Consider the following 26,776-nt stretch of genomic DNA (forward strand, 5'->3'; position numbering starts at 1 on the left):
ACGTGCGCAGCCGGTCCCCGCAGACCGTCGTGCCGAGCGGGAGATCCACCCCTCGTGGTGGGACGCTCCGTCCGGTGAGCACCGAGACACCCGTGGACGCCCGGACGCGCTTCGAGTCGGCCGGCACGGACCTCGGAGCGGCGCTCGACATGTTCGGGCAGGCCTACGAGGGAGCAGGTTTCGCCGGCGCCCGCACCGAGCGTGACTTCTCCTACCGGTTCCGTGTGGTCGGGGACGAGGCGATGACGTTCCGCTCGACGTCCTTCGACGCCCGGGCGACGGGGCACGCGTCGAGCGGTGACGAGTACGTCGTCGTGTGGACCTCGGAGGGCACCGGCGCCGTCGGCTCCGGTGAGGCGCAGGTGCACTACGGTCCCGCGACGCCCGTGGTGTTCCCGACGGACGGTCCCTTCGCGTTCGACCTGCGGGACGTGCGCCAGAGCCTCGTCCACTTCGACCGGGGCTTCCTCGAGCGCGTCGCCGCCGAGGTGCACGGCACCACCGGCCGTCCGCTCGTCTTCGACCAGGCCCGGCGTCCGCGTCGTGAGGACCTGGCCGAGTGGAACCGCCAGGTGCACCGCGCGGCCGAGGTCCTCTTCTCCAGGGCCCCCGTGTCGGCCCTGGCGCTCGCGACGGCCGCGCACGAGACGGCGTCGGCGATGCTGCACACCTTCCCGCACGAACAGGTCGCACCCGAGTCCCCGGTGCCGCAGGGTGCCACGAGTCGTGTCCGCGCGGCGCTCGAGTACATGCACGCACACGCCCACACGCCGATCACGACGACCGACGTCGCCGAGCACGTCGGACTGAGCGTCCGCGGTCTGCAGCAGGCCTTCCAACGGCAGGTCGGGACCGCCCCGAACGCGATGCTCCGCGGCATCCGCATGGACCGGGTGCGCGACGAGCTCCGTCGTGCCGCGCCCGGGCAGCTCACCGTGGCGTCGGTCGCCGTGCGCTGGGGGTTCGCGCACCTCGGGCGGTTCTCCGCCGCCTACGCCGAGCGCTTCGGCGAGTACCCCCGCGACACCCTGCGGGCGTGACGCCCGGTGGTCCCGCTACGATGCCCGGATGAACGAGCACCCGCGGCCCGCCGACCGGCACCCGTGGGTCGTCGTGCCGGGCATCTGGGGGTCCGACCCCGAACACTGGCAGTCCCGCTGGCAGGACACGCGGGGCGCCGCGGCCGTCCGGATCGCGCCGACCTCGTGGTCGGAGCCGGAGCCCGGCGACTGGGACCGCGCGATCTCCGACGCCGTCGCCGCCTGCGGTCGCCCGCCGGTGCTCGTGGCGCACAGCCTCGGTGTCCTGGCCGCCGCGCACTGGCTCGCCGCCCACGACGGCAGCAGCGTCGTCGCCGCCTTCCTCGTCGCGCCGCCGGACCCCGATGCGCCGGCGTTCCCGGAGGCGGCCCGGGGGTTCCGCGCCCCGTCCCGCCCGGTGGCGTCGCCGACGGCCCTCGTGGTGAGCGACGACGACCCGTACTGCTCGGTGGACCGTGCCGAGCACTTCGCCACGGTGCTCGGCGCCCGGACGCTGCGGGTGGGTGCGCGCCAGCACGTCAACGTCGCGAGCGGGGTCGGTGCCTGGGACGAGGGGCGGAGGCTGCTGGACGCCTTCGTGGGGGCGGTCCCGGAAGCGTGACACGCCGCTCACGTCCACGCCGACACGTCACGTGTCCAGCGCCGGGATGCGCGACACTCCGCGGATCTCCCCGCTCCGGTCACCCGTGATATCTATCCTGCGTCACATGGAGACCAAGCCCGGTGCACGCACCCCCCTCGTCGACCCGTTCGGTCGCGAGCTCGAGCAGTGGCTCCGAGACGTCCCGGTCCCGCGCACCCCGTACCTGGCGGACCTCGTGGTGCCGCCGGTCACGGGTCCCGTGCAGCGCCCGGTCACGGCGACGGATGCCCCGGTCCGCTCCACGCCCGTGCCCGCCGCGACCGAGCAATCGCCCGCCGCAACCGAGCAATCGCCCGCCGCGACCGAGCAGTCGCCCGCCGTGCCGCAGGTGTCCGAGCAGCCCGTCGTCGACCAGGCCGAGGCGCCCACGTCGTTCCGCCGTCGCGACCGTGCCCGTCACGTCGCGGCCTGCGCCCCGTCGTTCCCGGAACCCCCGGCACGCCTCGCCCTCCGCATCGAGGACCTCGCCGTCGAGGTGTCCGCGTCGAGCGGCCGCACGACCGTCGAGCGCATCGAGCTGCTCGAGGACGAGGTCCGTCGTCGCGACGAGGACCTCGCCCGTCTCGCCGCGTGGGAGGTCGCCGTCGCCGACCTCGACGACGCTGAGGTCGAGGCAGCGCGTGCCTTCGCCAGCGCCGTCTTCGCCGACCTGCTCGCCGACGCCGCGGACGAGGCCGAGCGACGCGACCGCGCCGCCGCACGACGTGCGGCCACCGCGTCCGTGCCCACGTCCGTGCGGCAGGCCGTTGCCCCGCGGTCCGCGAGCACCACGGCGGGACCTGCTCCCGCCCTCCGCTCCCGCCACGTCGACGTCGCCACGATGCCGGCGGTCGAGAGCGTGACCGTCGCCGGCGCCACGGCGACCACCGACGGACGCGACGAGCCGGTCCGTCCGGTCCTGTCCCTCCAGGCCCGCACCCCGGTCTCGGCGAACACGCGTCCGACGCCGCTCGTCCAGCCGGCGACCGGTCCGACCGTCATCGACCGTGCCGCCTTCGCCGCCGCGCTGACCGCCCACGTCGGCACCACGGCGAGCACGCCGGTGGTCCTGCCGGAAGCGCTCTCGGTCCCGAGCACCGTCGACGACGCGTCCACGTCCGCGACGACCGTCGAGGGCGGTGCCGACGACGGCTGGTGGACGCGGCTGGTCACCCGCCTCCGTGCCCTGTTCGGCCGTCGCTGAGGCGACGACCGACTCCGGCGGCTCGGTAGACTGACGGGATGCCGACGCTCCGCGAACTCCAGGCCGTCATCGAGGACCTGTGGCCCGCCGCCGGCGCCGAGTCCTGGGACGCCGTGGGGCTCGTCTCCGGCCACCCCGACCAGCGGGTCGACCACGTCCACCTCGCCGTCGACGCCGTCCCGGCCACCGCGGACGAGGCGGTCGAGCTCGGCGCCGACCTGCTGCTCACCCACCACCCGCTCCTGCTGCGCGGCGTGACGACCATCGACGAGACCACCTACAAGGGCCGCGTGCTCGCGACCCTCGTCCGCGGCGGGGTCGGGCTGCTCGCGGCCCACACGAACGCCGACGTCGTGACCACCGGCACGTCCGCCGTGCTCGCCGACCGGTTGGGGCTCACCGAGCAGCAGCCGCTCGAGACCGGTGCCGACCCCGCGACGGGCATCGGACGCGTCGGAGTCCTGCCGGAGCCGACCACGTTGATCACGCTCGCCCGGCACCTCGCCGACCTCCTGCCCCCGACCGCGACCGGTGTCCGCGTCTCCGGCGACCCCGACCGCCCGGTCCGGACCGTCGCGCTCTGCGCCGGAGCCGGCGACGCCTACCTCGGGAACGCCGCCGTCCGCGCGGCCGACGTCTACGTGACGAGCGACCTGCGGCACCACCCGGCATCGGAGTTCCGCGAGCAGGCGGCGCTCGGCGACGGACCCGCACTCGTCGACACGTCGCACTGGGCCACCGAGTGGCTGTGGCTCGACGTCGCCGCGGAGCAGCTGCGCCGTGCCGCCGGTGTCCGCGTGACCGTGAGCGACCTGCGCACCGATCCCTGGGACTTCGCCGTCCTGCCGGCGGCCGAGCCCGCCCCCGAACCCGCCCACGAAGGAGACCGACCGTGAAGGCAGCACCCGAGGACCAGGTCGTCCTCCTCGACCTCCAGCGCCTCGACAACGACGTGACCCGTCTGTCGCACCGCATCACCTCGCTGCAGAAGGGCGACCGGCTCACCGAACTCGGCGCCACTGCTGCGTCACTCCGCGCCGAGCTCGTCGCCGCGACCGGCAAGGCCGAGGACGCCGAGCGCGACCTCGCTCGCCTGGAGTCCGACATCGCGACCGCGCAGGCCCGCATCCAGCGCGACACCACCATGCTGCAGAACGTGTCGAACGCGAAGGACGCCGCCGGGCTGCAGAGCGAGATGGAGTCGCTCGACCGGCGCGTCGGCGACCTCGAGACCGCCGAGCTGGAGGTCATGGAGCAGCTCGACGTCCACCGCGGCCGGGTCGGTGACCTCGAGGCGCAGCTGGCGCAGGTCGAGGCCGACCGTGCGGCCCTGGTGGGGGAGCGTGACGCCGAGATCGCCCGTGTCGAGGCCGATCGGGAGTCCGCCGTGCAGAGCCGTGCCGCCGTCGCGGCCAAGGTGCCCGCCGACCTGCTCGCCCTCTACGACCGGCAGCGGGCCCGGTACGGCTTCGGCGCGTCGCTGCTGCAGGGCGGCGTCTCCACGGCGTCGGGCGTGACGCTCACTGCGTCGGACCTCCAGAGGATCCGCCAGGCTGCGCCCGACGACGTCGTGCTCTGCCCCGACAGCGACGCGATCCTGGTGCGGACCGCCGAGTCCGGCCTGTAGTCGGAGGGACCGCCGGAGGGGAGGCGCGGGGCGGCGACGCGACGCGCCTCCCGTCCGGCGCTCGGTGCGTCCCGCCGGTGCGCGCGCTCCGTGTGCCCGGGCCTCCGTGTGCCCGGCGCTCCGTGCGTCCGGGCCTCGTGTGCCCGGCGCTCCGTGGGCCGGTGGTGCGAATGGGCCGGCCGTACGCCGGGTTCTGTCCCGCTCTCGCGGTGACGGCCATCTCTCTCGGACCGACGTTGCCGCCGGCCTCCAGCGGTCCACCCGAGGACTCAGCGAGCAGCCTCGTCGTCCTCTGTCTGACCTTGCTCCGGGCGAGGTTTACCGAGCAGGTCCGGTCACCCGGACCCCTGGTGGTCTCTTACACCGCCGTTTCACCCTTACCGACGTCGCCGCCGGCGGTCTGCTTTCTGTGGCACTGTCTCGCGGATTGCTCCGGGTGGGTGTTACCCACCGCCCTGCTCTGTGGAGCCCGGACGTTCCTCGGCACTCCCGGGGGAGTGACGCGACCGTCTCACCGACCCATTCGCACGCCCGAGTCTACCGGTGCCGCGCTCGACCACCGTCCGCCGCGCTTCCTCGGGCGGCACCGCTTCGGCGCCCGGCGCGCGCAGGCTGGCGCGTTCCGGTCGCACGACGCGCCGCCTGCGTCGAGGCGCCGCGGCGTGCCGCGCGACCGGAACGCACGCGAGCGGCGTGTTGTGCGACCGCGGCTCGGCGGGCCGGGGAGACCCCCGCTCAGCGCGAGCGTGCCGCCAGCGTCGCCGCACCGATGATGCCGGCGTTGTTGCGGAGGGTCGCGGGGATGATGGCCGCTTGCAGGTCGAGCAGCGGCAGGAACTCCTCGTGGTGCTTCGACACGCCGCCGCCCACGACGAAGAGCTCGGGGGAGAGCAGCGCCTCGAGCGTCGAGTAGTACTTCTGCAGTCGCTTCGCCCAGTGCTTCCAGGACAGCTCGTCCCGCTCCTTCGCAGCGAAGGACGCGCGGGTCTCGGCGTCGTGCCCGTCGATCTCCAGGTGCCCGAGCTCCGAGTTGACGATGAGCACGCCGTCGTTGATGAGCGCGGTGCCGATCCCGGTGCCGAGCGTCGTGACGACGACGAGCCCCTCCTTGCCCTTCGCGGCGCCGAACTGCTGCTCGGCGAACCCGGCGGCGTCGGCGTCGTTGACGAAGTGGATGGACCGGCCGAGCTCCTTCTCGAACAGCGCCTCGGCCTCGAACCCGATCCACTTCTTCGACACGTTGGCGGCGGACATGGTCTTGCCGCCGCGGACGATCGCGGGGAAGCACACGCCCACCGGCACGTCGGCAGCCGGTGCCAGCTCGTCGAGGATGGACTTCGCGACGGCGACGATGTCGTTCGGCCTGCCGCCCTCCGGCGTCGCCTTCTTGATCCGGTCGGTCTGCGGTTCGCCGGTGTCGACGTCGACGATCGCGCCCTTGATGCCCGTACCGCCGATGTCGACGCCGACTGCGAGGGAGGTCATGGGTGTGCCTTTCTGGGGAGGGGTTCCGTCAGGAGACGGTGAGGAGTTCCGCGCCGCGCTCGGTGACGACGAGGGTGTGTTCGAACTGCGCGGTCCACGACTTGTCGCGGGTGCTGACGGTCCAGTCGTCCGACCAGATGTCCGCGTCGATCCCGCCGAGCGTGAGCATGGGCTCGATCGTGAACACCATCCCGGGCTCGATGACGGTGTCGTACTGGGGCGCGTCGTAGTGGGGGATGATGAGCCCGGAGTGGAAGGCCCGGCCGACGCCGTGTCCGGTGTAGTCGCGGACGACGCCGTAGCCGAAGCGCTTCGCGTACGCCTCGATCGCGCGGCCGATGACGTTGACCTGGCGGCCGGGAGCCACGGCCTTGATGCCGCGACGCAGCGCCTCCTCGGTGCGGGTGACGAGGTCCTGCACCGCCGGGGCGGCCTCGCCCACGACGAAGGTGCGGTTCGTGTCCCCGTGCATCCCGTCCTTGTAGGCGGTGATGTCGATGTTGACGAGGTCGCCCTCCTGCAGCACGGTGTCGTCCGGGATGCCGTGGCAGATGACCTCGTTCAGGCTCGAGCAGAGGGACTTCGGGTACCCGCGGTACCCGAGCGTCGAGGGGTACGCGCCGTGGGACACGACGAACTCGTGGCCGATCCGGTCGAGCTCGTCGGTGGTGACGCCGGGGCGGATGGCCGCACCGACGGCGTCGATCGCCTGCGAGGCGATGCGCCCGGCCGTGCGGATCCGCTCGACCTCCTCGGCGGTGTAGGTGTCGCCGTGGCCGTGCTCGTCGGGTTCGGCGCGTCCGACGTACTCGGGCCGTTCGATGTCCTTCGGGACGGGTCGCTGCGGAGAGATCCGGCCGGCGGTCAGGTGTCCGTGTGCGTCCCGGGGCATGCCGTCCACTCTAACCGGGTGCCGCGGCCCGCCGTCGCCCGGCTGCGCGGGGTCCCGCGGCGACACCGGCGTCCCGTGCGCACGTCGGCGCCACCGGTGCCTTCGACAGCCAGGGGATCCAGCCGTCCGGCGCACCGCCCACGCACGCACGCTGGAGGCCCGTCGCCGGTCTGCCGGGCCGGCACCGGGCCTCCCGGCTGTGACGTGGGTACGGTGGCGCCATGAGCGACGAACGCATCGAGTCCCAGTGGTGGTTCAACGACAGGACGCACGAGGTGGAGCAGGGGCCGCAGTCGCCCCAGCGCGACCGGATCGGCCCCTTCGCCACCCGTGACGAGGCGCAACACGCCCTGGACCGCATCAGGGCGAACAACGAGCGCTGGGACGACGAGGACCAATAGGCTGGGGCCCCCAGCAGCACCACGGAAAGGGCGTCCATGGACAAGCAGACGGACTTCGTGCTCCGCACCATCGAGGAGCGGGGCATCAAGTTCATCCGACTCTGGTTCACCGACGTCATCGGCACGCTGAAGTCCGTCGCGATCGCCCCGGCCGAGGTCGAGGGCGCCTTCGCGGAGGGCATCGGGTTCGACGGTTCCGCGATCGAGGGGCTGACGCGCAGCTACGAGGCCGACGTCCTGGCGCACCCGGACCCCTCGACGTTCCAGATCCTGCCGTGGCGGGGCGAGGTCGACCCGACCGCGCGCATGTTCTGCGACATCACAACGCCGGACGGCCAGCCCGCCGTGGCCGACCCGCGCAACGTGCTGAAGCGGACGCTGGCCAAGGCGAGCGACCGGGGCTTCACCTTCTACACGCACCCCGAGATCGAGTTCTACCTGCTGAAGAGCCGCGACTGGGCGGACGGCGGGCCGCAGCCCGTCGACCAGGCCGGCTACTTCGACAACGTCCCCGGCGGCAGCGCCCACGACTTCCGCCGCCGCTCCGTCCGGATGCTCGAGGACCTCGGCATCTCGGTGGAGTTCTCCCACCACGAGGCCGGCCCCGGTCAGAACGAGATCGACCTCCGCTACGCGGACGCGCTGACGATGGCGGACAACATCATGACCTTCCGCACGGTGGTGAAGGAGGTCGCGATCGAGCAGGGCGTCTACGCCACGTTCATGCCGAAGCCGCTGTCCGGGCAGCCGGGCTCGGGCATGCACACGCACGTGTCGCTCTTCGAGGGCGACCAGAACGCCTTCTACGAGGCCGGCGGCGAGTACCAGCTGTCGCAGACCGCGAAGCACTTCATCGCGGGCGTGCTGCGCCACGCGCCGGAGATCACCGCCGTCACGAACCAGTTCGTCAACTCGTACAAGCGCCTCTGGGGCGGCGACGAGGCCCCGTCCTTCGTGACCTGGGGCCACAACAACCGCTCGGCCCTCGTGCGCGTCCCGCTGTACAAGCCGAACAAGGGCCAGTCAGCGCGCGTCGAGTACCGCGGCATCGACTCGGCGGCCAACCCGTACCTGGCGTACTCGCTGCTCCTCGCGGCGGGCCTCAAGGGCATCGACGAGGGCTACGAGCTCCCGCCGGAGGCCGAGGACAACGTCTGGAGCCTGTCGGACGCCGAGCGCAAGGCCCTCGGCTACAAGCAGCTCCCGGCGAGCCTCGACCACGCCCTCGGGCTGATGGAGGACTCGGAACTCGTCGCCGAGACGCTGGGCGAGCAGGTCTTCAACTACGTGCTGCTCAACAAGCGGCAGGAGTGGAAGGCCTACCGCGACCAGGTCACGCCGTTCGAGCTCCGCACGAACCTCGGCGCGCTCTAGCAGTCGCCCGGAGCAACCACGCATGACCGGTCGGACGAGGACGTCCCGTTCCGAGATGGCCCGCCTGGGCTTCGCGGAGCTGTCGGAGAGCCTGGAGCGGATCGCCGGACTGGAGGCACGGTTCGGCCCCGAGATGCGGGTGCCGGTCACGGATGCCCCCGCCGTGTGGGAGTCGACGGCCGATCCGGACGGCGCGCTGCGGCTGCTGGAGCGGCTGCTCGAACGGGCACCCGACGAGCTGCGACCGGTGCTGGCGGACGCGGACGCCACGGAGCGGCTCGTCCGCCTGCTCGGCGCGTCGGTCGGGCTCGGGGAGTTCCTGCACCGCCGACCGGCCGAGATCGCGCTGCTGCTCGAACCGGTCACGCCGCCGTGGTCGCAGGAGGCGTACAGCGCGTCCCTGGCCGAGGCCGTCGACGGCGCCTCGGGCGAGGATGCCCGCGTGCGGCTCCGCGTCCGCTACCGCCGGCACCTGGCACAGATCGCGCTGTTCGACGTGCTGCACCCCGCACCGACCGAGGCGTTCCCCGTCGTCGCCGCGGGTCTCGCCGACCTCGCGGGCGCCGCACTCGAGGCCGCGGTGGCCGTCGCCCGGCGCGAGGTCCCGTTCCCCGCGGCCGACGTCGACGCGACCCCGCTCGCGGTCATCGCGATGGGCAAGGCCGGTGCCCGCGAGCTCAACTACGTCAGCGACGTCGACGTCATCTTCGTCACCGAGCCCACGCGGGACGACGACGCGGACACCGGCGTCGGCACCGACCGCGCCGTGCTCGTCGCCACGCGTTTGGCGATCGCCGCGACGCACGCGATCACCGACCTCGCCGCCGAGCCGGCGCTCTGGGAGGTCGACGCGAACCTCCGGCCGGAGGGCAAGGACGGTGCGCTCGTCCGGACGCTCGACTCGCACGTGGCGTACTACGAGCGGTGGGCCAAGGGGTGGGAGTTCCAGGCGCTGCTCAAGGCCCGGCCCATCGCCGGCAGCCGCGACCTGGGGGAGCGCTACGCGGCCGCGGTGGCCCCGTTCGTGTGGACCTCGGCCGGGCGGCCCGGGTTCGTCGAGTCCGTGCAGCGGATGCGGGAGCGGGTGACCGAGCACATCCCGGACGACGAGGTCGACCGGCAGCTCAAGCTCGGGCCGGGCGGCCTGCGCGACGTGGAGTTCACCGTGCAGCTGCTCCAGCTCGTGCACGGGCGTGACGACGAGACCGTCCGGGTGCGGTCGACGCTCGAGGCCATGGACGCCCTGGCGGCGGCGGGCTACGTCGGTCGTGCGGAGGCGGCTCGCTTCGGCCCCGACTACGCCCTGCTGCGCCTGCTCGAGCACCGGATCCAGCTCCGGCGGCTGCAACGCACCCACCTCATGCCGAGTGACGAGGACGAGCTCCGGGTGCTCGCCCGCTCGACCGGACTCGCCACCTCGGCGGCCGCGCTGGAGCAGCGCTGGCGCGGCGTGAAGCTCGAGGTCCGTGGGCTGCACGAGCGCCTGTTCTACCGGCCGCTGCTGTCGGCGGTGGCGGCGACCGACGGCGAGATCGTGCTCACGAGCGACCAGGCCGCCGACCGCCTCGGCGCCATCGGCTTCGCGGACCCGGCCGGCGCACTCGGGCACATCCGGGCGCTCACGCAGGGCACGAGCCGGCGAGCCGCGATCCAGCGGAACCTGTTGCCCGTGCTCCTGAGGTGGATGGCCGAGGGACCGGCGCCGGACCGGGCCCTGCTCGCGTTCCGGCGGCTGAGCGACACGCTGGGGGAGTCGAGCTGGTTCCTCAGGATGCTCCGCGACTCGTCCGGGGCCGCGCACTCGCTGACGACGGTGTTGTCCGAGTCGGCGTTCCTCGCCGGGCTGCTCGAGCGCTTCCCCGAGGCAGTCGCCTGGCTGGACGAGCCCGAGGCCCTCCTCCGACCCCGCCCGCTCGAGTCGCTCCTCGCCGAGCACGCCGCGACGACCGCGCGACACGGCCAGGACGTCGACGGTGCTGCCGCGCTCGTGCGGTCGGCCCGACGACGCGAGACGCTCCGACTCGGCATGGCCGCCGTGCTCGGGTACCTCGACGTCGACGCGCTCGGACCGGCACTGTCCGACGTCACCGAGGCGACGCTCGCGGGCGCACTCGCCCTCGCGCGCCGCGACGCCCCGCCCGAGCTCGCATTCGGCATCGTCGCGATGGGGCGGTTCGGGGGTCGGGAACTCGGGTTCGGCTCCGACGCCGACGTGCTGTACGTCTACCGAGCCCCGGATGACCTGGCGCCCGAGCGGGCCTCACGCGCCGCACAGACGATCGTCCGCGAGCTCTCGCGCCTGACGGACGACGCCATCCACCCGTTCGAGCTCGACACCGACCTGCGGCCCGAGGGCAAGAACGGCCCGGTGGTGCGCACGCTCGACTCCTACGGCGCGTACTACGCCCGCTGGTCGCTGACCTGGGAGGCGCAGGCGCTGCTGCGGGCCCGGGGGGCGGTCGGCGACGACGCGCTCCTCCGTGACTTCGAGCACCTGGCCGACCGGACCCGCTACCCGGACCAGATCGACGACCGGGAGGTCCGCGAGGTGCGCCGCATCAAGGCGCGCGTGGAGTCCGAACGGCTGCCGCGCGGCGCCGACCCCGCCCGACACCTCAAGCTCGGCCGCGGGTCGCTCAGCGACGTCGAGTGGTTCGTGCAGTTGCTACAGCTGCAGCACGCGACGAACGTACCGGGACTCCGCACGACCTCGACGCTCGAGGCCCTCGACGCCGCGACGGCGGCCGGGCTCGTCGCCGCAGCGGACGCCGAGCGGCTCGGGGCGGCCTGGCGGTTCGCGTCGCGGACCCGAAGCGCGCTCGTGCTCTGGTCGGGGAAGACGACCGACGTGCTGCCGGTCGACCGCGTGCAGCTCGAGGGCATCGCCCGCCTGATGGAGTACCCGCCGGGGTCCGCGTCGCAGCTCGAGGACGACTACCTGGGTGTGACCCGACGAGCGCGGCAGGTGTTCGAGCGCGAGTTCTACGGCGCCTGACCGAGGCCCGGTGGTGGGCCCGTCGGGCGACGACACGCCCGGATGAACGTATCTCGCGTGAAGGTGACATGTCGTCAAGGGTGAATTCCTCGTGACGAGGGGTGTCCCCCGACTGCCCATGGGGTGTACCCCGTCCTGTCCGCCCCGGAACCACTCCTCGCAGCTGGGGATCAGGTTCCGAGCGCCCGGTTCCTGCCCGCGTGCGGTGCGGCACGCCGAGCGCGCGAACCAAACCGTGAACGGGGCTTTCCTCCGATGCGCGGGCCGAGCATCCCGGTCGGCGGTGCCGGTGCGCACGGAGTGTGAGCGCTCCCGCCCGGTCCGCCGTGGTGCTGTCAGCAGCACTGCGGACACAGGAGGTGTGCCGCGAGGCGGACAGGTGTGTACCCCGTAACACGCTCGCAATGCCCCCGGACGGGGGTCGCGTTGCGCGGCAGCGCCGGTTCTGCATCAATGGCCTCACCCGAACCGGCCATGGTTCCCCGATGAAGCGGAATCCCCACCTCGAACGTTGAAGCAGGGATCGATGTTCACCTTCATTCTGCAGATCCGGCAGATGGTCGAAGGGCACCCCGAGTTCTACCTGTTCGCCGTGTACTCCGCGGTGATCTGGTTGCTCTGGCTGCTCAAGGTCATCCTGTCGGCCCGCTACCGCCCCTACACCGGCACCTTCGTCGGGACGACCAGCGTGGTCGTCCCCGTCGTCGACGAGCCGATCGACCTCTTCCGTGACGTGATCGGCCGCATGGTCGAACAGGGTCCCGGCGAGATCATCGTCGTCATCAACGGCGCGCGGAACGAGGCGCTCGAGCAGATCTGCGACGAGTTCGCCCCGCTCGTCCGCTGGACCCACACCACCATCCCGGGCAAGCGCAACGCCGTCAAGGTCGGTACCGAGATGTCGACCGGTGACATCACGGTGCTCGTCGACTCGGACACGGTCTGGACCCCCGGCACGCTCTCCGAGCTGCTCAAGCCGTTCGCCGACGAGTCCGTCGGCGGCGTCACCACCCGCCAGCGCATCCTCGAGCCGACCCGCTCGTGGATCACCCGCTGGGCGGACTGGCTCGAGAACTCCCGCGCGCTCTACTCGATGCCGGCACAGAGCGTGCTCGGGCAGATCGGGTGCCTGCCCGGACGGACGATCGCGTTCCGCCGCAGCATCCTGGTGCGTGTCATGGACCGCTTCATGCACGAGGAGTTCATGGGGGTGTTCCTCGAGGTGTCCGACGACCGGACGCTGACGAACCTGACGCTCAAGGAGGGGTACCGGACCGTCTACCAGTACACGTCGCTGGTCTACACGGACGCCCCGCTGCAGGTGAAGAAGCTGTTCAAGCAGCAGCTCCGCTGGGCCCGCGGCTCGCAGTACAACACACTGCGGATGCTCCCGTGGATGCTCGGGCACGCGCCGATCCTGGCCGTGTTCTTCCTCACCGACATCATCCTGCCGTTCATGCTGTTCGGCGTGATCGCCGGTTGGATCTACCGGGCGCTCACCGGGCAGGGCGAGAACCTGTACCAGGGCATCCTGTCGCAGTACGGCTTCTCGACGGGCTTCGTCTACGTCGCCGGCCTGATGGTCGTGTCGAGCGTGCTGAGCATGGCGATCCGGCAGATGCGGCACCTGGCGGAGAAGCCGAGCGACTTCTTCCGCCTGCCGATGTTCATCATCGTGTCGACGTTCTTCCTCATGCCGATCCGGCTCGTCGGGTTCTTCCGCCTGGCGCACGCGTCCGGTTGGGGGACGCGCGCCGGTGCGTACGCCGGCGGTCCGGTGGAGCAGGACCCTGCGGACGCCGTCCAGCCGACCGCGCTCGGTACCCCGCCCGTCAGCCCCGTCGACGCCGGTCTGCCGCCGGTGGACCGTACCGACCTCGCGCAGTCCCGGGTGGACGTCGGCGACCAGGCCGCGGCCGATCGAGCGTTCGACGAGCTCTTCGGGGCCGATGCCACGACCAACTCGACCGCGACGGTCCTCGCCACCCGCCGCTCGGCCGCGACCGCGGCTGCGGCTGCGTCGACCGGCCGTCCGGCACCCTCGAAGACCCGCCGGGTCAACCCCTACGCGGCGATCCCGTACGGCATCGGGGTCGCGATCCTCGCCCTGGAGGCGTTCCTCATTGTCTGACCTCATCCGGTCCACCAGTACGTGGTGGGCACAGTCCAGCAAGCACGCCCGCCGCACCGCCGTCGGCACGACGGCCATCGTCCTCGTCCTCGGCCTCATCACCTGGACCGTTTGGGTGTCGCCCGCGGGTCCGGTGTCGACCGCGGTCCACTCCGCCCTCGGGGTCACCCCGCCGAAGGCGAAGCAGCCCAGCGCCGCCGAGCTGACCGCGAAGCTCGACGCCGCGCAGGAGACCATCTGGAAGCTCGAGGGCAAGCTCGACTCGTCGAGCGCCCAGGCCGGCTCGCGGGGCGAGGAGATCGCTCGGCTCAAGGCGCAGATCGCGTCGCTGCAGTCCGATCTGGGAGCGGCGAGGAGCGGCGGCGGGTCGTCCGCGGCGGACTCCGGTCCCGCGGCCGGAGCGTCCGGTTCCGGCGGCTCGGCCTCGGGAACGTCCTCCGGCGGTTCCGGGGGTTCGGCGTCCGGCGGATCGGGGTCGACTGGCTCCGCAAACGGTTCGTCCGGCGACGCCGCTCCCGGCGGCACCGGGCCGAATACCGGCCCGTCGAAGGACCCGGTCGGCACTGAGCCGATCCGCACGCCCAGCAAGGCACAGATCCTCGGGCAGCAGTCCCGCTGGTACGGGCTCTACACGACGCAGTCCCCGTTCAACTGGGCCGAGTACGACCGTGTCTCGCAGGAGGTCGGTCGGGCCACGAACATGGTCGGCTACTTCCAGGGCTTCGACCAGGACTTCAACGCCAGCGCCGTCCAGCGGTCGTGGGCCAACGGCCGTCTGCCGATGATGACGTGGGAGACCGTCCCCGCGAAGACCGGGAACGACCAGCCCTACGTGGCGGGCTACACGAACCAGGACGTCGTCTCCGGGAAGTTCGACGACTACCTGGCGTCGTACGCCAAGGCGCTGAAGGCGAACGGGATGCCCGTCGTCATCCGCCTCGACCACGAGATGAACGGCCAGTGGTACAACTGGTCCGAGGGGTCGAAGCAGCAGAACGCGCCGGGGTCGTACGTCGCGATGTGGCAGCACGTGCACGACGTCTTCCAGGCCAACGGGGCGAACGACTACGTCATCTGGAACTGGTCGCCGTCGCGCATCGACAAGCTCGGCAACCCGAAGTACCAGACGCTCGACTACCTACGGCAGTACTACCCGGGCGCCGACTACGTCGACTGGGTCGGCATGAGCGGGTACTACCGCACGGCCGCGGAGCAGCCCACGTTCCAGAACACGTTCGGCGCCACGCTCGCGCAGCTCCGGCAGGTGGCCCCGGGCAAGCACATCCTGCTCAACGAGATCGGTGCGACCGAGACCGGCGGCACCGTCTCGGACAGCCAGAAGTCGCAGTGGATCGACTCGCTCTTCGACGCCCTGGCCGATCCGACGAACCGTGACGTCATCGGCTTCGCGTACTTCAGCCAGGTGGCCACCACCATCGTCGACGGCGCCCGGACCACCAACGACTGGCGTCTCGACTCCCGTGCCGACAGCCTGGCGACCTTCGCCGAGGGCATCGCACGCAACGACACCGACTACGACCTGCAGGAGGTCCAGCAGTGACCGCACCGAAGCAGTCGGCCGCAGCGGCCGACACCCGCCCCGCACCCGTCATCAGCGTCATCGGCACCGGCTACCTCGGCGCCACGCACGCGGCCGCGATGGCCGAGATGGGCTTCGACACCATCGGCGTGGACGTCGACCCGGCGAAGCTCGCCGCGCTGTCCGCCGGCGAGGTGCCGTTCTACGAGCCCGGCCTGCCGGAGCTCATCACGAAGCACGTCGCCACCGGCAAGCTGCGCTTCACCGCCGACCTCGCGGAGGCCGTGGCCGCGGCGGACGTCCACTTCGTGTGCGTCGGGACGCCGCAGAAGGCCGGCTCGCACGCCGCGGACCTCACCTTCGTCGAGGCCGCCACCCGCGGGGTCGCCGAGCACCTCACCCACCCCGGCCTGATCATCGGCAAGTCGACCGTGCCGGTCGGAACCGCCGCGCGGCTGCGCGGCATCGTCCGCGAGTTCACCCCGATCGGGATCGACGCCGAACTCGTCTGGAACCCCGAGTTCCTCCGCGAGGGCAAGGCCGTCGACGACACCCTGCACCCGGACCGCCTGGTCTGGGGTGGAGCGTCCCCCGTGGCCGACGCCGTCATCCGCGAGGTCTACGCCGCACCCATCGCCGAGGGCACGCTGGTCATCACCACCGACCTCGCGACCGCCGAGCTCGTCAAGGTGAGCGCCAACGCCTTCCTCGCCACGAAGATCTCGTTCATCAACGCGATCTCCGAGATGTGCGCCATCACCGGTGCCGACGTCACCACGCTCGCCGACGCCCTCGGGCACGACGTGCGCATCGGGCGGAAGTTCCTGAACGCCGGGCTCGGGTTCGGCGGGGGTTGCCTGCCGAAGGACATCCGGGCGCTCATGCACCGTGCGAACGAGATCGGGGCCGGTCGGGTCGTCGGGCTCATGCAGCAGGTCGACGAGATCAACATGGGGCAGCGCGAGCGGGTCATCGACATGACGATCGAGGCGCTCGGCGGGTCCGTGCTCAACCGCCGCGTGGCCGTGATCGGTGCCGCCTTCAAGCCGCTCACGGACGACGTGCGCGACTCGCCCGCGCTCAACGTCGCCGCGGCGCTGCACCTCCGCGGGGCGCAGGTGACGCTGTGGGACCCGGAGGCGAACGAGACCGCACGACGGTCCTTCCCGACCCTGTCCTACGCGGCGACGAAGGAGGACGCGGTCGAGGGTGCCGACGTCGTGCTCGTCCTGACGGAGTGGGACGAGATCGTGCAGGCGTCGCCGGTGTCGCTCGGTGCGATCGTCGGCCGTCGCACCGTCATCGACGCCCGCAACTGCCTGCCGGTCGCCGACTGGGTCGAGGCGGGGTGGTCCGTCCGCTCCCTGGGACGGCCCACGCCGGTCACGGGTGCACCCGTGAGCGTGGCGGCGGGGACGAACGACGTGCTGGCCACGGCCCGGTAGTCCCACATCCCGCCGAGCGGGGTCCGTGCCGGGAGGCGGCACGGGCCCCGCTCCGTCGTGCGCGGAAGGAGCGTGCCGGCGCGACCGACTGGAGGCCCGGTACCGGCCCGCCGGACCGGCACCGGGCCTCCAGACCGTCACCACCACGGCGCGCACGCGCACCACACGCAGCAGGCCCCCGCACCGGAACCGGTGCGGGGGCCTGCGTGGTCAGCGGTGATCAGACGCCGAAGTACAGCTCGTACTCGAACGGGTGCGGGCGCTGGGCCAGCGGGAGGATCTCGTTCTCGCGCTTGTAGTCGATCCAGGTCTGGATGAGGTCCTCGGTGAAGACGTTGCCCTTCGTGAGGAACTCGTGGTCCGCCTCGAGCGCGTCGAGGGCCTCGTCGAGGGAGCCCGGCACCTGCGGGATGCCCTTGGCCTCCTCCGGCGGGAGCTCGTAGAGGTCCTTGTCGACCGGCTCGTGCGGCTCGATGCGGTTCTGGATGCCGTCGAGGCCCGCCATCAGCTGCGCGGCGAAGGCGAGGTACGGGTTGCCCGAGGCATCCGGCGCGCGGAACTCGATGCGCTTGGCCTTCGGGTTCGTGCCCGTGATCGGGATGCGGATCGCGGCGGAGCGGTTGCCGGCCGAGTAGACCAGGTTGACCGGTGCCTCGAAGCCCTTCACCAGACGGTGGTACGAGTTGATCGACGGGTTCGTGAAGGCGAGCAGCGCTGGAGCGTGCTTGAGGATGCCGCCGATGTACCAACGGGCGACGTCGGACAGACCGCCGTAGCCGTTCTCGTCGTAGAACAGCGGCTTGCCGTCGGACCAGAGCGACTGGTGCGTGTGCATGCCCGAGCCGTTGTCACCGAACAGCGGCTTCGGCATGAACGTGGCGACCTTGCCCCACTGGTCGGCCGTGTTCTTGACGATGTACTTGAACTTCAGGATGTCGTCCGCGGCGTGGACCATCGTGTCGAACTTGTAGTTGATCTCCTGCTGGCCGCCGGTGCCCACCTCGTGGTGCGAGCGCTCGAGCTCGAAGCCCGCCTCGATCAGCTTGAGGGTGATGTCGTCACGGAGGTCCGCCGTCTTGTCGACGGGGGAGACCGGGAAGTAGCCACCCTTGTACGGCGTCTTGTTGGCGAGGTTGCCGCCCTCTTCCTCGCGGCCGGTGTTCCAGGCGCCCTCTTCCGAGTCGACCGAGTAGAACGACTTGTTCTGCGTGACCGAGTAGCGGACGTCGTCGAAGATGTAGAACTCGGCCTCCGGGGCGAAGAACGCGGTGTCCGCGATGCCCGTCGAGGCGAGGTACTTCTCCGCCTTCTTCGCCACCTGGCGCGGGTCGCGGCCGTAGATCTCGCCGTTCCGCGGGTTGTAGATGTCGAAGATCATGATCAGCGTGCGCTCGGCGCGGAACTGGTCGATGTAGGCCGTCGTCACGTCCGGGATGAGCTGCATGTCCGACTCGTGGATCGACGCGAAGCCGCGGATCGAGGAGCCGTCGAAGAGCTGTCCGACCGAGAAGAAGTCCTCGTCGACCGTCGACGCCGGGATGTTGAAGTGCTGCTGGACACCGGGCAGGTCCGTGAAGCGGATGTCGAGGAACTTGACGTCCGTGTCCTTGATGAAGGCGAGCACCTCGGAGGAATCGCTGAACATGTGTGTCGATCTCCTGGGGGGTAGGTGAAGTCGGAGGTGCCGCAGGTGCACCCTCCGACGAGGCTATGCACACCGGGTTTCCCGGACATGACTGCATTGTTTCGTGCGTGTTACGTCGGCACGGTCGCCTACCCTTGGAGCCATGGCCCGCAGCACCACCCCGCCCTCCGCGTCCCCAGCACACCCCGGCGGCGAGCACCCGGACGGGTGGCCGGGCAAGGACCTGGGTCTGCCGGAAGCGGGGCCGCGGAGCGTCGGGCACATCGGACGACGTGTCGTCGCGCTCCTCATCGACGGCGTCCTCGCCGACCTCGTCGCGTTCGTCACCGGCGTGTGGTCGCCGCTCGCGGGGTCGGCCGACATCACCCACACGTGGATCCAGCTCGCGATCTTCGCGGCCCTGCAGATCCTGTTCATCTGCACGCTGTCCGGCTCGTTCGGGCACATCTGTGTCGGTCTGCGCGTCGTGCCGATCCGTGGCGGCTACGTCGGGGTGTGGCGGCCCGTGGTCCGCACCGTGCTGCTCTGCCTGGTGGTCCCGGCGCTGATCATCGACCGGGACAGCCGTGGTGCGCACGACCGCATCGCGGGGACGGTGCTCGTCCGGCGCTGACGCTGCCCGCGCCCCGCGCGCCCCGCGCTCCGCGTGCACGCGCGCCCCGGGTGCACGCGCGCCGCGTGCCCCGCGCTGCGCTGGGGACCGCGTCTGCCATCCATGGAGCAGAAGACGTCGAGCGGACAGCCAGCACCCGACGGTTCCTGCACCACGGACGAGCGGGAGCGTCCTCGCCGAGCGGCGACACGGCTCCGCGAACGCGCCGGGGTGCCAGCGGAACAGCGTCGCCGCAGACGACGACGCCCCCGACCTGGCACGGTCGGGGGCGTCGGTGCGACGAGGGAGGGCGACGGTCAGCGCGGACGCCCGGCGCGAGCCCTCATCGGGTCCATGCCCTTCGGGATCGCCGAGGCCGGGCTGTGCGTCAGGGAGTCGAGACGGTTCGCGACCGCGAGGACCTCGTTGCGGTTGAGCGCCTTCTTGTACTTGTTCATCGCGCGGGGGAGCCTGTGCAGCGTCACGCCGTCCTCGTCGTCGTCCACGTGCACCACGTGCACCGGGACGTTCGGGACGATGCGCTGGACCTTCCGGCGTTCCTCGTCCACCTGGCGCTTGAGGTTGCCACGCTGACCCTCGGTGATGAGGACGACGCCCGGCGTGCCGACCGCGCGGTAGACCGCAGCCTGCGAACGCCCGTGCACCGCGACGGGCATCTCGCTGGAGCGCCACTGGCGGCGCAGCGAGTTCGACAGGACCGCACCGACGGCGCCTGGCTGCCCGGCGATCTGCGAGTAGGCGGCACGCTCGGCGAGGCGACCGAGGACGATGAGGAACAGCAGTACGCCGAGCAGAACGCCGGCGAGGATCCACAGCGTGATCGCGAGCCAGTTCTGCCCGGGGAGCAGCAGCGCGAGCAGGACGCCAGCGACGACGGGGCCGACGAACGCCAGCAGGAACCACCAGACGGACTTCGGGTCGGCCCGACGGGTCATGGTGAAGACCTGGTACATCTGCTTGAGACGACCCGGCTCCTTCGCCGTCAATGCTTGGGGAGTGCTGCGTGCCATGCGACCAGGATACGGCCTCGGCTCCCGGTCGCGGACCGTCGTCGGCCAGGCTGTGGGCGAACGCCGCTGTCCACAGGTCTGGTTCGACGGACGGGAGGCCCGACCCGCCTCCGCCACGCTCGTCACCATGACGACGGCGGAACGACGCGAGCGGTGGTGCGGGGCGCTGGACCCCTCCGCCTTCGCGCGGTGGGTGGCGGACCGGTCGGCGGGGTGCGGCGCGCACCTCGTGCCGGTGGTCCGTGTCGGCCGGTGTCCGGACGGGCACCTGGCAGCCGAGGTCCTGCGGCCGGCGGTGCGGCCCCTCGGCGAGGCCCTCGACGTCCTCGGCGCCCCGACCGAGGGCGTCGCCGTCACCCTGACCGTGCCGCTCCTGCAGGTCGCCGTCCGAGCGCGCGCCGGTGCGGTCGAGGTCGGCACGGTCCCGCAGGACGGGGTCGGGGTCGACGAGTCCGGTGCCGTGCTGGTCGCTGACGTGCCGCCCGGCGCCGTCCCGATCCACGCTGACGGCGCCTGCGCCGCAGACCTCCCGCGTCAGGACACCTGCGCGACGGGTCCCCGCTCCGATCGCACCTGCACGGAACCCGGCCGACAGCCGGTGCGGGCGCCGCTGCGTGATGACCCGGACGGGCCACGGCAGCTCGTCCTGGCGGCCCGGATGGTGTGGGACCGGGTCGACGCTCGAGCACCGGCACGGCGAGCCCTCGACCCGGTGCTCGACGCCGCGAAGGACGGCGACGCGGCCCTGGTGGCCGAGGCGCTCGACCTCGTCACGGCGGCGGCACCACCCCGGCCGGTGCGCTGGACCCGTCCGGTGTCGGACCTGTTCGACGGACGTCCGGCCGGACTGCCACCCCGCGATCCCGCTCCCGGTGACGTCGGCGTCCTGCTCGTGCGCTCGGTGCGCGACGTCGTCGAGCGGGGCATCCCGCTGGGAGCCGCACGTCGGCTGCCGCTCCGGCACGCGGTGGTCGGGGTGGTCCTGGCCGGCGGACTCGCGACGGCGGCGACGAGCGTCCTCTGACCGCCACCCGGTGCAGCGCCGGAACGCCGGACGGCCCCGGTCCCTGTGCGGGACCGGGGCCGTCCGGTGTGGAGCGGACCGTCGGCTCAGTAGCCGAGGTTCGGGCCGAAGTTGCCTTCCTCGAGGCGGGTCTTCACCGCGACGAGGTACCGCGACGCGTCGGCGCCGTCGATGATCCGGTGGTCGTACGACAGCGCGAGGTAGACGAACGAACGGATCGCGATGGCCTCCTGGCCGTCGACCTTCACGACCGCCGGACGCTTCGTCACGATGCCCGTGCCGAGGATCGCCGACTGCGGCAGGAACACCACGGGGGTGTCGAACAGCGCCCCGCGCGAACCGGTGTTCGTCAGCGTGAAGGTCCCGCCGGCGAGCTCGTCCGGCTTGAGCTGGTTGTTGCGCGTGCGCTCGGCGAGGTCCGCGATCGACTTCGAGAAGTCGGCCAGCGACAGGCTCGAGGCGTCCTTGATCACCGGGGTGAGCAGACCGCGCTCGGTGTCGACCGCGATCGAGACGTTCTCGTGGTCCGGGTAGACGATCTCGTCGCCCTCGACCGTCGAGTTGATCTTCGGGTGAGCCTTGAGCGCCTCGGACGCCGCGAGGGCGAAGAACGGCATGAAGCTGAGCTTCGAACCGGTCTTCTCGAGGAACTCGGCCTTGTTCGCGTCGCGGAACTGCGCGACCTTCGTCACGTCGACCTCGACGACACTGGTGAGCTGCGCCGTCGACGTCATCGACTGCACGGCTCGCTCGGCGACGACCTTGCGGAGACGCGACATCTTCTCGCGGGTGCCGCGGAGCGGCGAGGTCTCGGCCACGAACGGGCCCGTCGGAGCGGCTGCCTGTGCCGGGGCACCTGCGGTCTTGGCCTGCTCGGCGGCGGCGAGGACGTCCTCCTTGCGGATGCGCCCACCCACACCGGAGCCGGTGACGGTCGACAGGTCCACGCCCTGCTCGTTCGCGAGCTTGCGCACGAGCGGGGTCACGTAGCCGGAGGCCGAGGCGTCCTGCGTCGGGTTCGGGACGGACGCCGAGGCGGTCGCGCCCGACGCAGCAGGGGCAGGAGCTGCCGCGGGGGCCGGAGCAGCGGCGGGAGCAGCTGCCGGCGCGGGGACCGCGGCGGGCACGGCGGCGGGCGGCGGCACCGGGGCGGCCTGCGGGACCGGGGGAGCCGAGGGCGCCTGCGGGGCCGCGGGCTGCGTCTGACCGCCCGGCGCCGGCTCGGCCTGCTGGGGCTCCGGCGCCTTCTGCTCCTCGCCCTGCTCGGTGCTCGGGGCCGTCTCGGGCTCGGTCGCGTCGGCAGCGGTCTCGTCAGCGCCCTGGTCCGCGTTCTGGCCGTCCGAGGAACCGGAGTCCGAACCGGAACCGGAGCCGTCGCCGATCTTCACCAGCGCGGTGCCGACCTCGACCGTCTCGTCCTCCTGGACGAGGATCTCCTCGACGACGCCGGCGATCGGCGACGGGATCTCGGTGTCGACCTTGTCGGTCGAGACCTCGAGCAGCGGCTCGTCGACCTCGACCCGGTCACCGACGTTCTTCAGCCATCGGGTGACCGTGCCCTCGGTGACGCTCTCGCCGAGCGCCGGGAGGTTGACGGATTCGCTCATCGGGTGGGCTCCTGTTCGCGGGTTGCTGTGGTGGTGGTTGTCATTGTCACGGTGCGCACGGCGGACGTGGTCGTCACAGTGCGTGGAGCGGCTTGCCCGCGAGGTGGAGGAAGGCCTCGCCCAGCGCTTCGTTCTGCGTCGGGTGGGCGTGGACGAGGGGCGCGACGTCCTCCGGGTGTGCTTCCCAGTTGACCGCGAGCTGCGCCTCGCCGATGAGCTCGCCGACGCGCGCGCCGATCATGCTCACGCCGACCACGGGGCCGTCGACGACGCGGACCACCTTGACGGCGCCCGAGGTGCCGATGATGTGGCTGCGGCCGTTCCCCGCGAGGTTGTACTCGTACGTGTCGACCTTGTCGGCGCCGTACTGCTCCTCGGCCTTGGCCTGCGAGAGCCCGACGGAGGCGACCTCCGGGTCGGAGTAGGTGACCTTCGGGATGTTCGTGTCGGAGATGACGACGGGGTTGAGGCCCGCGATCTCCTCGGCGACGAAGATGCCCTGCTGGAAGCCGCGGTGGGCGAGCTGCAGGCCGGGGACGATGTCGCCGACGGCGTAGACGTTCGGCAGGTTCGTGGCGAGGCGCTCGTTCGTGGTGACGAACCCGCGGTCCATCGCCACGCCGACCTCGTCGAAGCCCATGTTCTGCGTCAGCGGGCCACGGCCGACCGCGACGAGGAGGACGTCGCCGTCGTAGGTCTTGCCGTCCTCGAGGGTGACGACGACGCCGTTCTCGTGTTGCTCGACGCCCTGGAAGCGGACGCCGAGCGAGAACTCGATGCCGCGCTTGCGGAACGCGCGCTCGAGCTGCTTCGACATCGACTCGTCCTCGGCCGGGATCAGGTGGGGCAGGCCCTCCACGATCGTGACCTCGGCGCCGAACGACTTCCAGACGCTGGCGAACTCGACGCCGATGACGCCACCACCGAGGATGACGACCTTGTTCGGCACGTAGTCCATCTTCAGCGCGGTCTCGGACGTGATCACGCGGCCGCCGATCTCGAGGCCCGGCAGGGACTTCGAGTAGGAACCGGTGGCCAGCACGACGTTCTTGCCGGTGACGGTCTGGTCGCCGACCTGCACGGTGTTCTGCGAGGTCAGGCGGCCCCAGCCCTCGACGACGGTGATGCCGCGGGCCTTGATGAGCCCCTGCAGGCCCTTGTACTTCGAGTTGATGACGCCCTGCTGGTAGTCGATGACCTTGGGCACCTCGACGCCGGCGTACTCGGCGATGACGCCGTACTTCTCCGCGTCGCGCGTGGCGTCGGCGACCTCGGCGGCGTGGAGCAGCGCCTTGGTCGGGATGCAGCCGCGGTGCAGGCAGGTCCCTCCGAGCTTGTCTCCCTCGACGAGCGCGACGCTCATGCCGAGCTCAGCGGCCCGGAGCGCAGCGGCGTAGCCACCACTGCCGCCACCGAGGACCACGACGTCGTAAGTCTGTTCCGTCACCTGGTGCAACTCCCTCGTGCGTGTCGGGGCCCGGTCCGGACCCCACTGGACACCGCGGCGGCGGCGTCCGACGGTCGGACCGCATGGTTCCGGTCCCGTCCCGCTGGTTCCGGCGGGCGCGCGTCGGTGCGCAGCCCGCCGGGTCCCAACCTACTACTTGGACTGGAGCTCTTCTGCGAGCCCGATGAGCGTTCGGACCATCACGCCGGTCGCACCCTTGCCGAGCCAGCCGTAGCCGCCGCCCTTGTGCTCGGACGGACCGGCGATGTCGAGGTGCGCCCACGGGACGCCCTCGCCGACGAAGCGCTCGAGGAACTTGCCGGCCAGGAGCATCCCGCCGGCCGGGTTGCCGACGGTCGCGTTGACCATGTCGGCGACGTCGCTGGCGAGCCGGGCGTCGAGCTCCTCGGGGAGGGGCATCGGCCAGATCGGCTCCGCGGCGGCGTCGGCGACCGCGCGGACCCGGGCGACGAGGTCGTCGCTGCCCATCAGACCCGTGGTCCGGTCCCCGAGGGCGACGACCTGCGCGCCGGTGAGGGTCGCGACGTCGACGAGCGCGTCGGGCTGTTCGAGCGACGCCGCGGCCATGCCGTCGCCGAGCACGAGTCGGCCCTCGGCGTCGGTGTTCGTGACCTCGACGGTGTTGCCGTTCTTCAGCGTGAGCACGTCGCCGGGACGGGTGGCGGAACCGGACGGCATGTTCTCGGCGAGGCAGAGCCACGCGGTCACGCGCGTGTCGAGGCCGAGTCGCGCCGCGGCGATCGTCGCGGCGAGGACCGTGGCGGCACCGGTCATGTCCGTCTTCATGCCGAGCATCGACGCGGCGGGCTTCAGCGAGAGGCCCCCCGAGTCGAAGGTGATGCCCTTGCCGACGAGCGCGAGGTGCTTGCTCGCGGACGACGGCTCGTAGCGGACGACGACCAGGCGCGGCGGACGCTCCGAACCGCGGCCGACGCCGACGATGCCGCCGAAGCCCTGCTCCTGGAGCTGGTGCTCGTCGAGGACCTCGACGGTGAGCGGCAGCCCTTCGGCCTGGGCGACCGCGACGTCGGCGACGTCCGCGGGACCGAGGTCACCGGCGGCGGTGTTGACCAGGTCGCGCACGAGCGCGGCGGCGTCGGCGACGATCGCCGGGCGGACCGTGGCGTCGGCGGCGGTTTCGGCGGGGGCGACCACCTCGATGCGCTGGTCGCCGCGGGTCGGGGCGGTCGTGCCGGTGCCCTTGTGGCGGGTGAAGGCGTACGCGCCGAGCGCTGCGCCCTCGAGCGCGGCGTCGACGAGTTCGGCGGAGTCGGTCGGCAGCGCGAGGGCGATCGACGACACCTGCGGGAGCTGACGGACGGCGCTGCCGGCCGCAGCGCGCACCGAGGCGGCGTCGACGGCGGAGCCGAGTCCGACGAGCGCGATGCCCGCGGCGGCGGTGCCGGTCCCCGGCAGTCGGACGAGCTGGTCCTTCGCGCCGGTCACGCCGATCGTGCCGAGGTCGAGGTCTGCGAGTGCCTCGAGCGGGCCGGCGGCGCTCGGCGCGATCGTGGGGGCGCCGCCGTCGGTGCCGGAGCGGACACCGAGCACGAGGACGTCGGCGTCGACGTCGGAGGGGGTCGAGGTGGTGGTGGAGAGCGTCGGTCGGACCATGCGCCAAGCCTATCCAGCGCGTGTTCGCCGAGAGCGTCGGGACGTCGCGGGGGGCTGCCGGGGTTCCGCCTAGCATGGGCACGGTGAACCACCCCGAGGACCTGTACTCCGTCGCCGAAGGCGCACCGACCGTCCCGGCCGGGCTGCACCTGGTCGCGGGCCTGACCGGCTTCGTCGACGCGGGCTCCGCAGTCGCGCAGGTGACGACGTCGGTCCTCGACGGTCTCGACCACGAGCTCGTCGCCGAGTTCGACCCGGACGTCCTGCTGGACTGGCGTGCGCGCCGTCCGGTGATCACGTTCGAGCACGACCACATCGCGGCCGTCGAGCCGCCCCGCCTCGCCCTGCACCTCGTGCGCGACGAGCTCGGCCAACCGTTCCTGTTCCTCTCCGGCTACGAGCCGGACTTCCAGTGGAACCGGTTCGTCGACGCCGTCACGGGGCTCGCCGCGCGTCTGCGGGTGGCCGACACGACCTGGGTGCAGTCGATCCCGATGCCCGTGCCGCACACGCGGCCGATCAGCCTCACCGTGTCGGGGACCCGCGCCGACCTGGTCGAGCAGATGAGCGTGTGGAAGCCCGAGACGCAGGCCCCGGCGAACGTCCTGCACCTGGTCGAGCACCGACTGACCCAGCTCGGCGAGCAGGTCACGGGGCTCGTCCTGCTGGTCCCGCACTACCTGGGTGACACGGAGTTCCCCGACGCAGCGGTCACGGCGCTCTCGAGCATCTCGGCCGCGACCGGACTGATCTTCCCGACCGACGTGCTGCGCGAGTCGGACCGCGAGTTCCGCACCCGGGTCGAGGAGCAGGTCGCGGGCAACGCGGAGCTGCAGCGGCTGGTCTCCGTGCTCGAGGAACGCCACGACACGTACATGGAGGGCAACCCGGTCGCGTCACCGCTGACCGGGGTCGACGGCGAGGTCCCGACCGCGGACGCCATCGCCGCCGAGCTCGAGCGCTTCCTGGCGGACCGCCGGTCCGACGGCGACGCGCCGACGGACTGACCGCAGCCGGTACCGGCTCGGAGGCTCCTCCA

21 protein-coding genes and 1 other RNA gene are annotated in these 26,776 nt (G+C 71.9%); 14 read left to right on the forward strand and 8 right to left on the reverse strand.

Annotated elements, in window-relative coordinates; all coding sequences use genetic code 11:
- Window positions 1-74 precede the first annotated feature (74 nt).
- The 5 genes from DEJ23_RS00550 to DEJ23_RS00570 all read left to right on the forward strand — a co-directional run bounded on the left by DEJ23_RS00550 (window position 75) and on the right by DEJ23_RS00570 (window position 4,493).
- Window positions 75-1,040: an AraC family transcriptional regulator gene (locus tag DEJ23_RS00550; RefSeq protein ID WP_220034166.1), complete on the forward strand. Its 966-nt coding sequence runs from the start codon at window positions 75-77 to the stop codon at window positions 1,038-1,040.
- A gap of 28 nt (window positions 1,041-1,068) precedes the next feature.
- Window positions 1,069-1,641: an alpha/beta hydrolase gene (locus DEJ23_RS00555; protein WP_111238336.1), complete on the forward strand. Its 573-nt coding sequence runs from the start codon at window positions 1,069-1,071 to the stop codon at window positions 1,639-1,641.
- Between the two features lie 106 nt (window positions 1,642-1,747).
- Window positions 1,748-2,866, forward strand: coding sequence for a hypothetical protein (locus DEJ23_RS00560; protein ID WP_111238337.1), 1,119 nt, complete (start codon window positions 1,748-1,750; stop codon window positions 2,864-2,866).
- A gap of 38 nt (window positions 2,867-2,904) precedes the next feature.
- Entirely contained in the window at window positions 2,905-3,762 is an 858-nt protein-coding gene (locus tag DEJ23_RS00565; RefSeq protein WP_111238338.1) for a Nif3-like dinuclear metal center hexameric protein, read from the forward strand.
- The gene (locus DEJ23_RS00570) at window positions 3,759-4,493 is read left to right on the forward strand and encodes a zinc ribbon domain-containing protein (protein ID WP_111238339.1); all 735 of its coding nucleotides are present in this window, start codon (window positions 3,759-3,761) and stop codon (window positions 4,491-4,493) included. Before DEJ23_RS00565 ends, DEJ23_RS00570 begins: the two co-directional genes overlap by 4 nt.
- 166 nt (window positions 4,494-4,659) lie before the next feature.
- Here the strand turns inward: DEJ23_RS00570 and rnpB are convergent.
- From rnpB to map, 3 genes are all read right to left on the reverse strand, one after another.
- Window positions 4,660-5,016, reverse strand: an RNA gene (rnpB, locus tag DEJ23_RS00575) — RNase P RNA component class A.
- Window positions 5,017-5,228: 212 nt separating this feature from the next.
- Window positions 5,229-5,978, reverse strand: a complete 750-nt coding sequence (gene ppgK / locus DEJ23_RS00580; protein ID WP_111238340.1) for a polyphosphate--glucose phosphotransferase — start codon at window positions 5,976-5,978, stop codon at window positions 5,229-5,231.
- A 28-nt stretch (window positions 5,979-6,006) separates the two neighbouring features.
- Entirely contained in the window at window positions 6,007-6,870 is an 864-nt protein-coding gene (gene map, locus DEJ23_RS00585) for a type I methionyl aminopeptidase (protein ID WP_111238702.1), read from the reverse strand.
- 221 nt (window positions 6,871-7,091) lie between these two features.
- Between map and DEJ23_RS00590 the strand changes: the two genes are divergently transcribed.
- The 6 genes from DEJ23_RS00590 to DEJ23_RS00615 all read left to right on the forward strand — a co-directional run bounded on the left by DEJ23_RS00590 (window position 7,092) and on the right by DEJ23_RS00615 (window position 16,756).
- Entirely contained in the window at window positions 7,092-7,271 is a 180-nt protein-coding gene (locus tag DEJ23_RS00590) for an SPOR domain-containing protein (RefSeq protein WP_111238341.1), read from the forward strand.
- 36 nt (window positions 7,272-7,307) lie between these two features.
- A complete protein-coding gene (glnA, locus tag DEJ23_RS00595) occupies window positions 7,308-8,645 on the forward strand; it encodes a type I glutamate--ammonia ligase (protein ID WP_111238342.1) in 1,338 nt (445 codons plus the stop codon).
- Window positions 8,646-8,667: 22 nt separating this feature from the next.
- A complete protein-coding gene (locus DEJ23_RS00600; protein WP_111238343.1) occupies window positions 8,668-11,640 on the forward strand; it encodes a bifunctional [glutamine synthetase] adenylyltransferase/[glutamine synthetase]-adenylyl-L-tyrosine phosphorylase in 2,973 nt (990 codons plus the stop codon).
- A gap of 526 nt (window positions 11,641-12,166) precedes the next feature.
- Window positions 12,167-13,771, forward strand: a complete 1,605-nt coding sequence (locus DEJ23_RS00605) for a glycosyltransferase family 2 protein (RefSeq protein ID WP_111238344.1) — start codon at window positions 12,167-12,169, stop codon at window positions 13,769-13,771.
- Window positions 13,764-15,332 (forward strand): glycoside hydrolase family 26 protein, encoded by a 1,569-nt coding sequence (locus DEJ23_RS00610; protein WP_111238345.1) that lies wholly within the window; start codon window positions 13,764-13,766, stop codon window positions 15,330-15,332. The genes DEJ23_RS00605 and DEJ23_RS00610 overlap by 8 nt, the downstream gene beginning before the upstream one ends.
- Window positions 15,329-16,756 (forward strand): UDP-glucose/GDP-mannose dehydrogenase family protein, encoded by a 1,428-nt coding sequence (locus DEJ23_RS00615; RefSeq protein WP_111238346.1) that lies wholly within the window; start codon window positions 15,329-15,331, stop codon window positions 16,754-16,756. The genes DEJ23_RS00610 and DEJ23_RS00615 overlap by 4 nt, the downstream gene beginning before the upstream one ends.
- Before the next feature lie 220 nt (window positions 16,757-16,976).
- Here the strand turns inward: DEJ23_RS00615 and glnA (DEJ23_RS00620) are convergent, their stop codons facing one another.
- On the reverse strand, window positions 16,977-18,401 hold the full coding sequence (glnA, locus tag DEJ23_RS00620) for a type I glutamate--ammonia ligase (protein WP_111238347.1): 1,425 nt from the start codon (window positions 18,399-18,401) through the stop codon (window positions 16,977-16,979).
- A 142-nt stretch (window positions 18,402-18,543) separates the two neighbouring features.
- On the opposite strand from glnA (DEJ23_RS00620), the gene DEJ23_RS00625 reads away from it, so the two are divergent.
- Entirely contained in the window at window positions 18,544-19,014 is a 471-nt protein-coding gene (locus tag DEJ23_RS00625) for an RDD family protein (protein WP_111238348.1), read from the forward strand.
- A 296-nt stretch (window positions 19,015-19,310) separates the two neighbouring features.
- Here DEJ23_RS00625 and DEJ23_RS00630 read toward each other — a convergent pair whose 3' ends face one another.
- Window positions 19,311-20,024 (reverse strand): DUF4191 family protein, encoded by a 714-nt coding sequence (locus DEJ23_RS00630; protein WP_111238349.1) that lies wholly within the window; start codon window positions 20,022-20,024, stop codon window positions 19,311-19,313.
- A gap of 127 nt (window positions 20,025-20,151) precedes the next feature.
- Here DEJ23_RS00630 and DEJ23_RS00635 point away from each other — a divergent pair, with 127 nt between their 5' ends.
- Window positions 20,152-21,048, forward strand: coding sequence for a hypothetical protein (locus DEJ23_RS00635; protein WP_146240159.1), 897 nt, complete (start codon window positions 20,152-20,154; stop codon window positions 21,046-21,048).
- Window positions 21,049-21,134: 86 nt separating this feature from the next.
- Here the strand turns inward: DEJ23_RS00635 and sucB are convergent, their stop codons facing one another.
- From sucB to DEJ23_RS00650, 3 genes are all read right to left on the reverse strand, one after another.
- On the reverse strand, window positions 21,135-22,655 hold the full coding sequence (sucB, locus tag DEJ23_RS00640) for a 2-oxoglutarate dehydrogenase, E2 component, dihydrolipoamide succinyltransferase (protein WP_111238351.1): 1,521 nt from the start codon (window positions 22,653-22,655) through the stop codon (window positions 21,135-21,137).
- A 73-nt stretch (window positions 22,656-22,728) separates the two neighbouring features.
- Window positions 22,729-24,102 (reverse strand): dihydrolipoyl dehydrogenase, encoded by a 1,374-nt coding sequence (lpdA, locus tag DEJ23_RS00645; protein WP_111238352.1) that lies wholly within the window; start codon window positions 24,100-24,102, stop codon window positions 22,729-22,731.
- Between the two features lie 153 nt (window positions 24,103-24,255).
- On the reverse strand, window positions 24,256-25,737 hold the full coding sequence (locus DEJ23_RS00650; protein ID WP_111238353.1) for a leucyl aminopeptidase: 1,482 nt from the start codon (window positions 25,735-25,737) through the stop codon (window positions 24,256-24,258).
- A gap of 74 nt (window positions 25,738-25,811) precedes the next feature.
- On the opposite strand from DEJ23_RS00650, the gene DEJ23_RS00655 reads away from it, so the two are divergent.
- Window positions 25,812-26,744 carry a proteasome assembly chaperone family protein gene (locus DEJ23_RS00655; protein ID WP_111238354.1) on the forward strand — a complete coding sequence of 311 codons (933 nt, stop codon included), beginning with the start codon at window positions 25,812-25,814 and terminating at the stop codon, window positions 26,742-26,744.
- Window positions 26,745-26,776: the final 32 nt, after the last annotated feature.

Source organism: Curtobacterium sp. MCSS17_008, assembly GCF_003234185.1.
Taxonomy (GTDB): domain Bacteria; phylum Actinomycetota; class Actinomycetes; order Actinomycetales; family Microbacteriaceae; genus Curtobacterium.

Excerpts from the sequence above, each read along its gene's own strand:
- ppgK (WP_111238340.1), bottom strand. The coding sequence starts at position 5,978 with ATGACCTCCCTCGCAGTCGGCGTCGACATCGGCGGTACGGGCATCAAG.
- map (WP_111238702.1), bottom strand. The coding sequence starts at position 6,870 with ATGCCCCGGGACGCACACGGACACCTGACCGCCGGCCGGATCTCTCCG.
- DEJ23_RS00590 (WP_111238341.1), top strand. The coding sequence starts at position 7,092 with ATGAGCGACGAACGCATCGAGTCCCAGTGGTGGTTCAACGACAGGACG.
- DEJ23_RS00655 (WP_111238354.1), top strand. The coding sequence starts at position 25,812 with ATGGGCACGGTGAACCACCCCGAGGACCTGTACTCCGTCGCCGAAGGC.
- glnA (WP_111238342.1), top strand. The coding sequence starts at position 7,308 with ATGGACAAGCAGACGGACTTCGTGCTCCGCACCATCGAGGAGCGGGGC.
- DEJ23_RS00625 (WP_111238348.1), top strand. The coding sequence starts at position 18,544 with ATGGCCCGCAGCACCACCCCGCCCTCCGCGTCCCCAGCACACCCCGGC.
- DEJ23_RS00600 (WP_111238343.1), top strand. The coding sequence starts at position 8,668 with ATGACCGGTCGGACGAGGACGTCCCGTTCCGAGATGGCCCGCCTGGGC.
- DEJ23_RS00605 (WP_111238344.1), top strand. The coding sequence starts at position 12,167 with ATGTTCACCTTCATTCTGCAGATCCGGCAGATGGTCGAAGGGCACCCC.
- DEJ23_RS00555 (WP_111238336.1), top strand. The coding sequence starts at position 1,069 with ATGAACGAGCACCCGCGGCCCGCCGACCGGCACCCGTGGGTCGTCGTG.
- DEJ23_RS00650 (WP_111238353.1), bottom strand. The coding sequence starts at position 25,737 with ATGGTCCGACCGACGCTCTCCACCACCACCTCGACCCCCTCCGACGTC.
- glnA (WP_111238347.1), bottom strand. The coding sequence starts at position 18,401 with ATGTTCAGCGATTCCTCCGAGGTGCTCGCCTTCATCAAGGACACGGAC.
- DEJ23_RS00565 (WP_111238338.1), top strand. The coding sequence starts at position 2,905 with ATGCCGACGCTCCGCGAACTCCAGGCCGTCATCGAGGACCTGTGGCCC.
- DEJ23_RS00630 (WP_111238349.1), bottom strand. The coding sequence starts at position 20,024 with ATGGCACGCAGCACTCCCCAAGCATTGACGGCGAAGGAGCCGGGTCGT.
- DEJ23_RS00635 (WP_146240159.1), top strand. The coding sequence starts at position 20,152 with ATGACGACGGCGGAACGACGCGAGCGGTGGTGCGGGGCGCTGGACCCC.
- DEJ23_RS00560 (WP_111238337.1), top strand. The coding sequence starts at position 1,748 with ATGGAGACCAAGCCCGGTGCACGCACCCCCCTCGTCGACCCGTTCGGT.
- sucB (WP_111238351.1), bottom strand. The coding sequence starts at position 22,655 with ATGAGCGAATCCGTCAACCTCCCGGCGCTCGGCGAGAGCGTCACCGAG.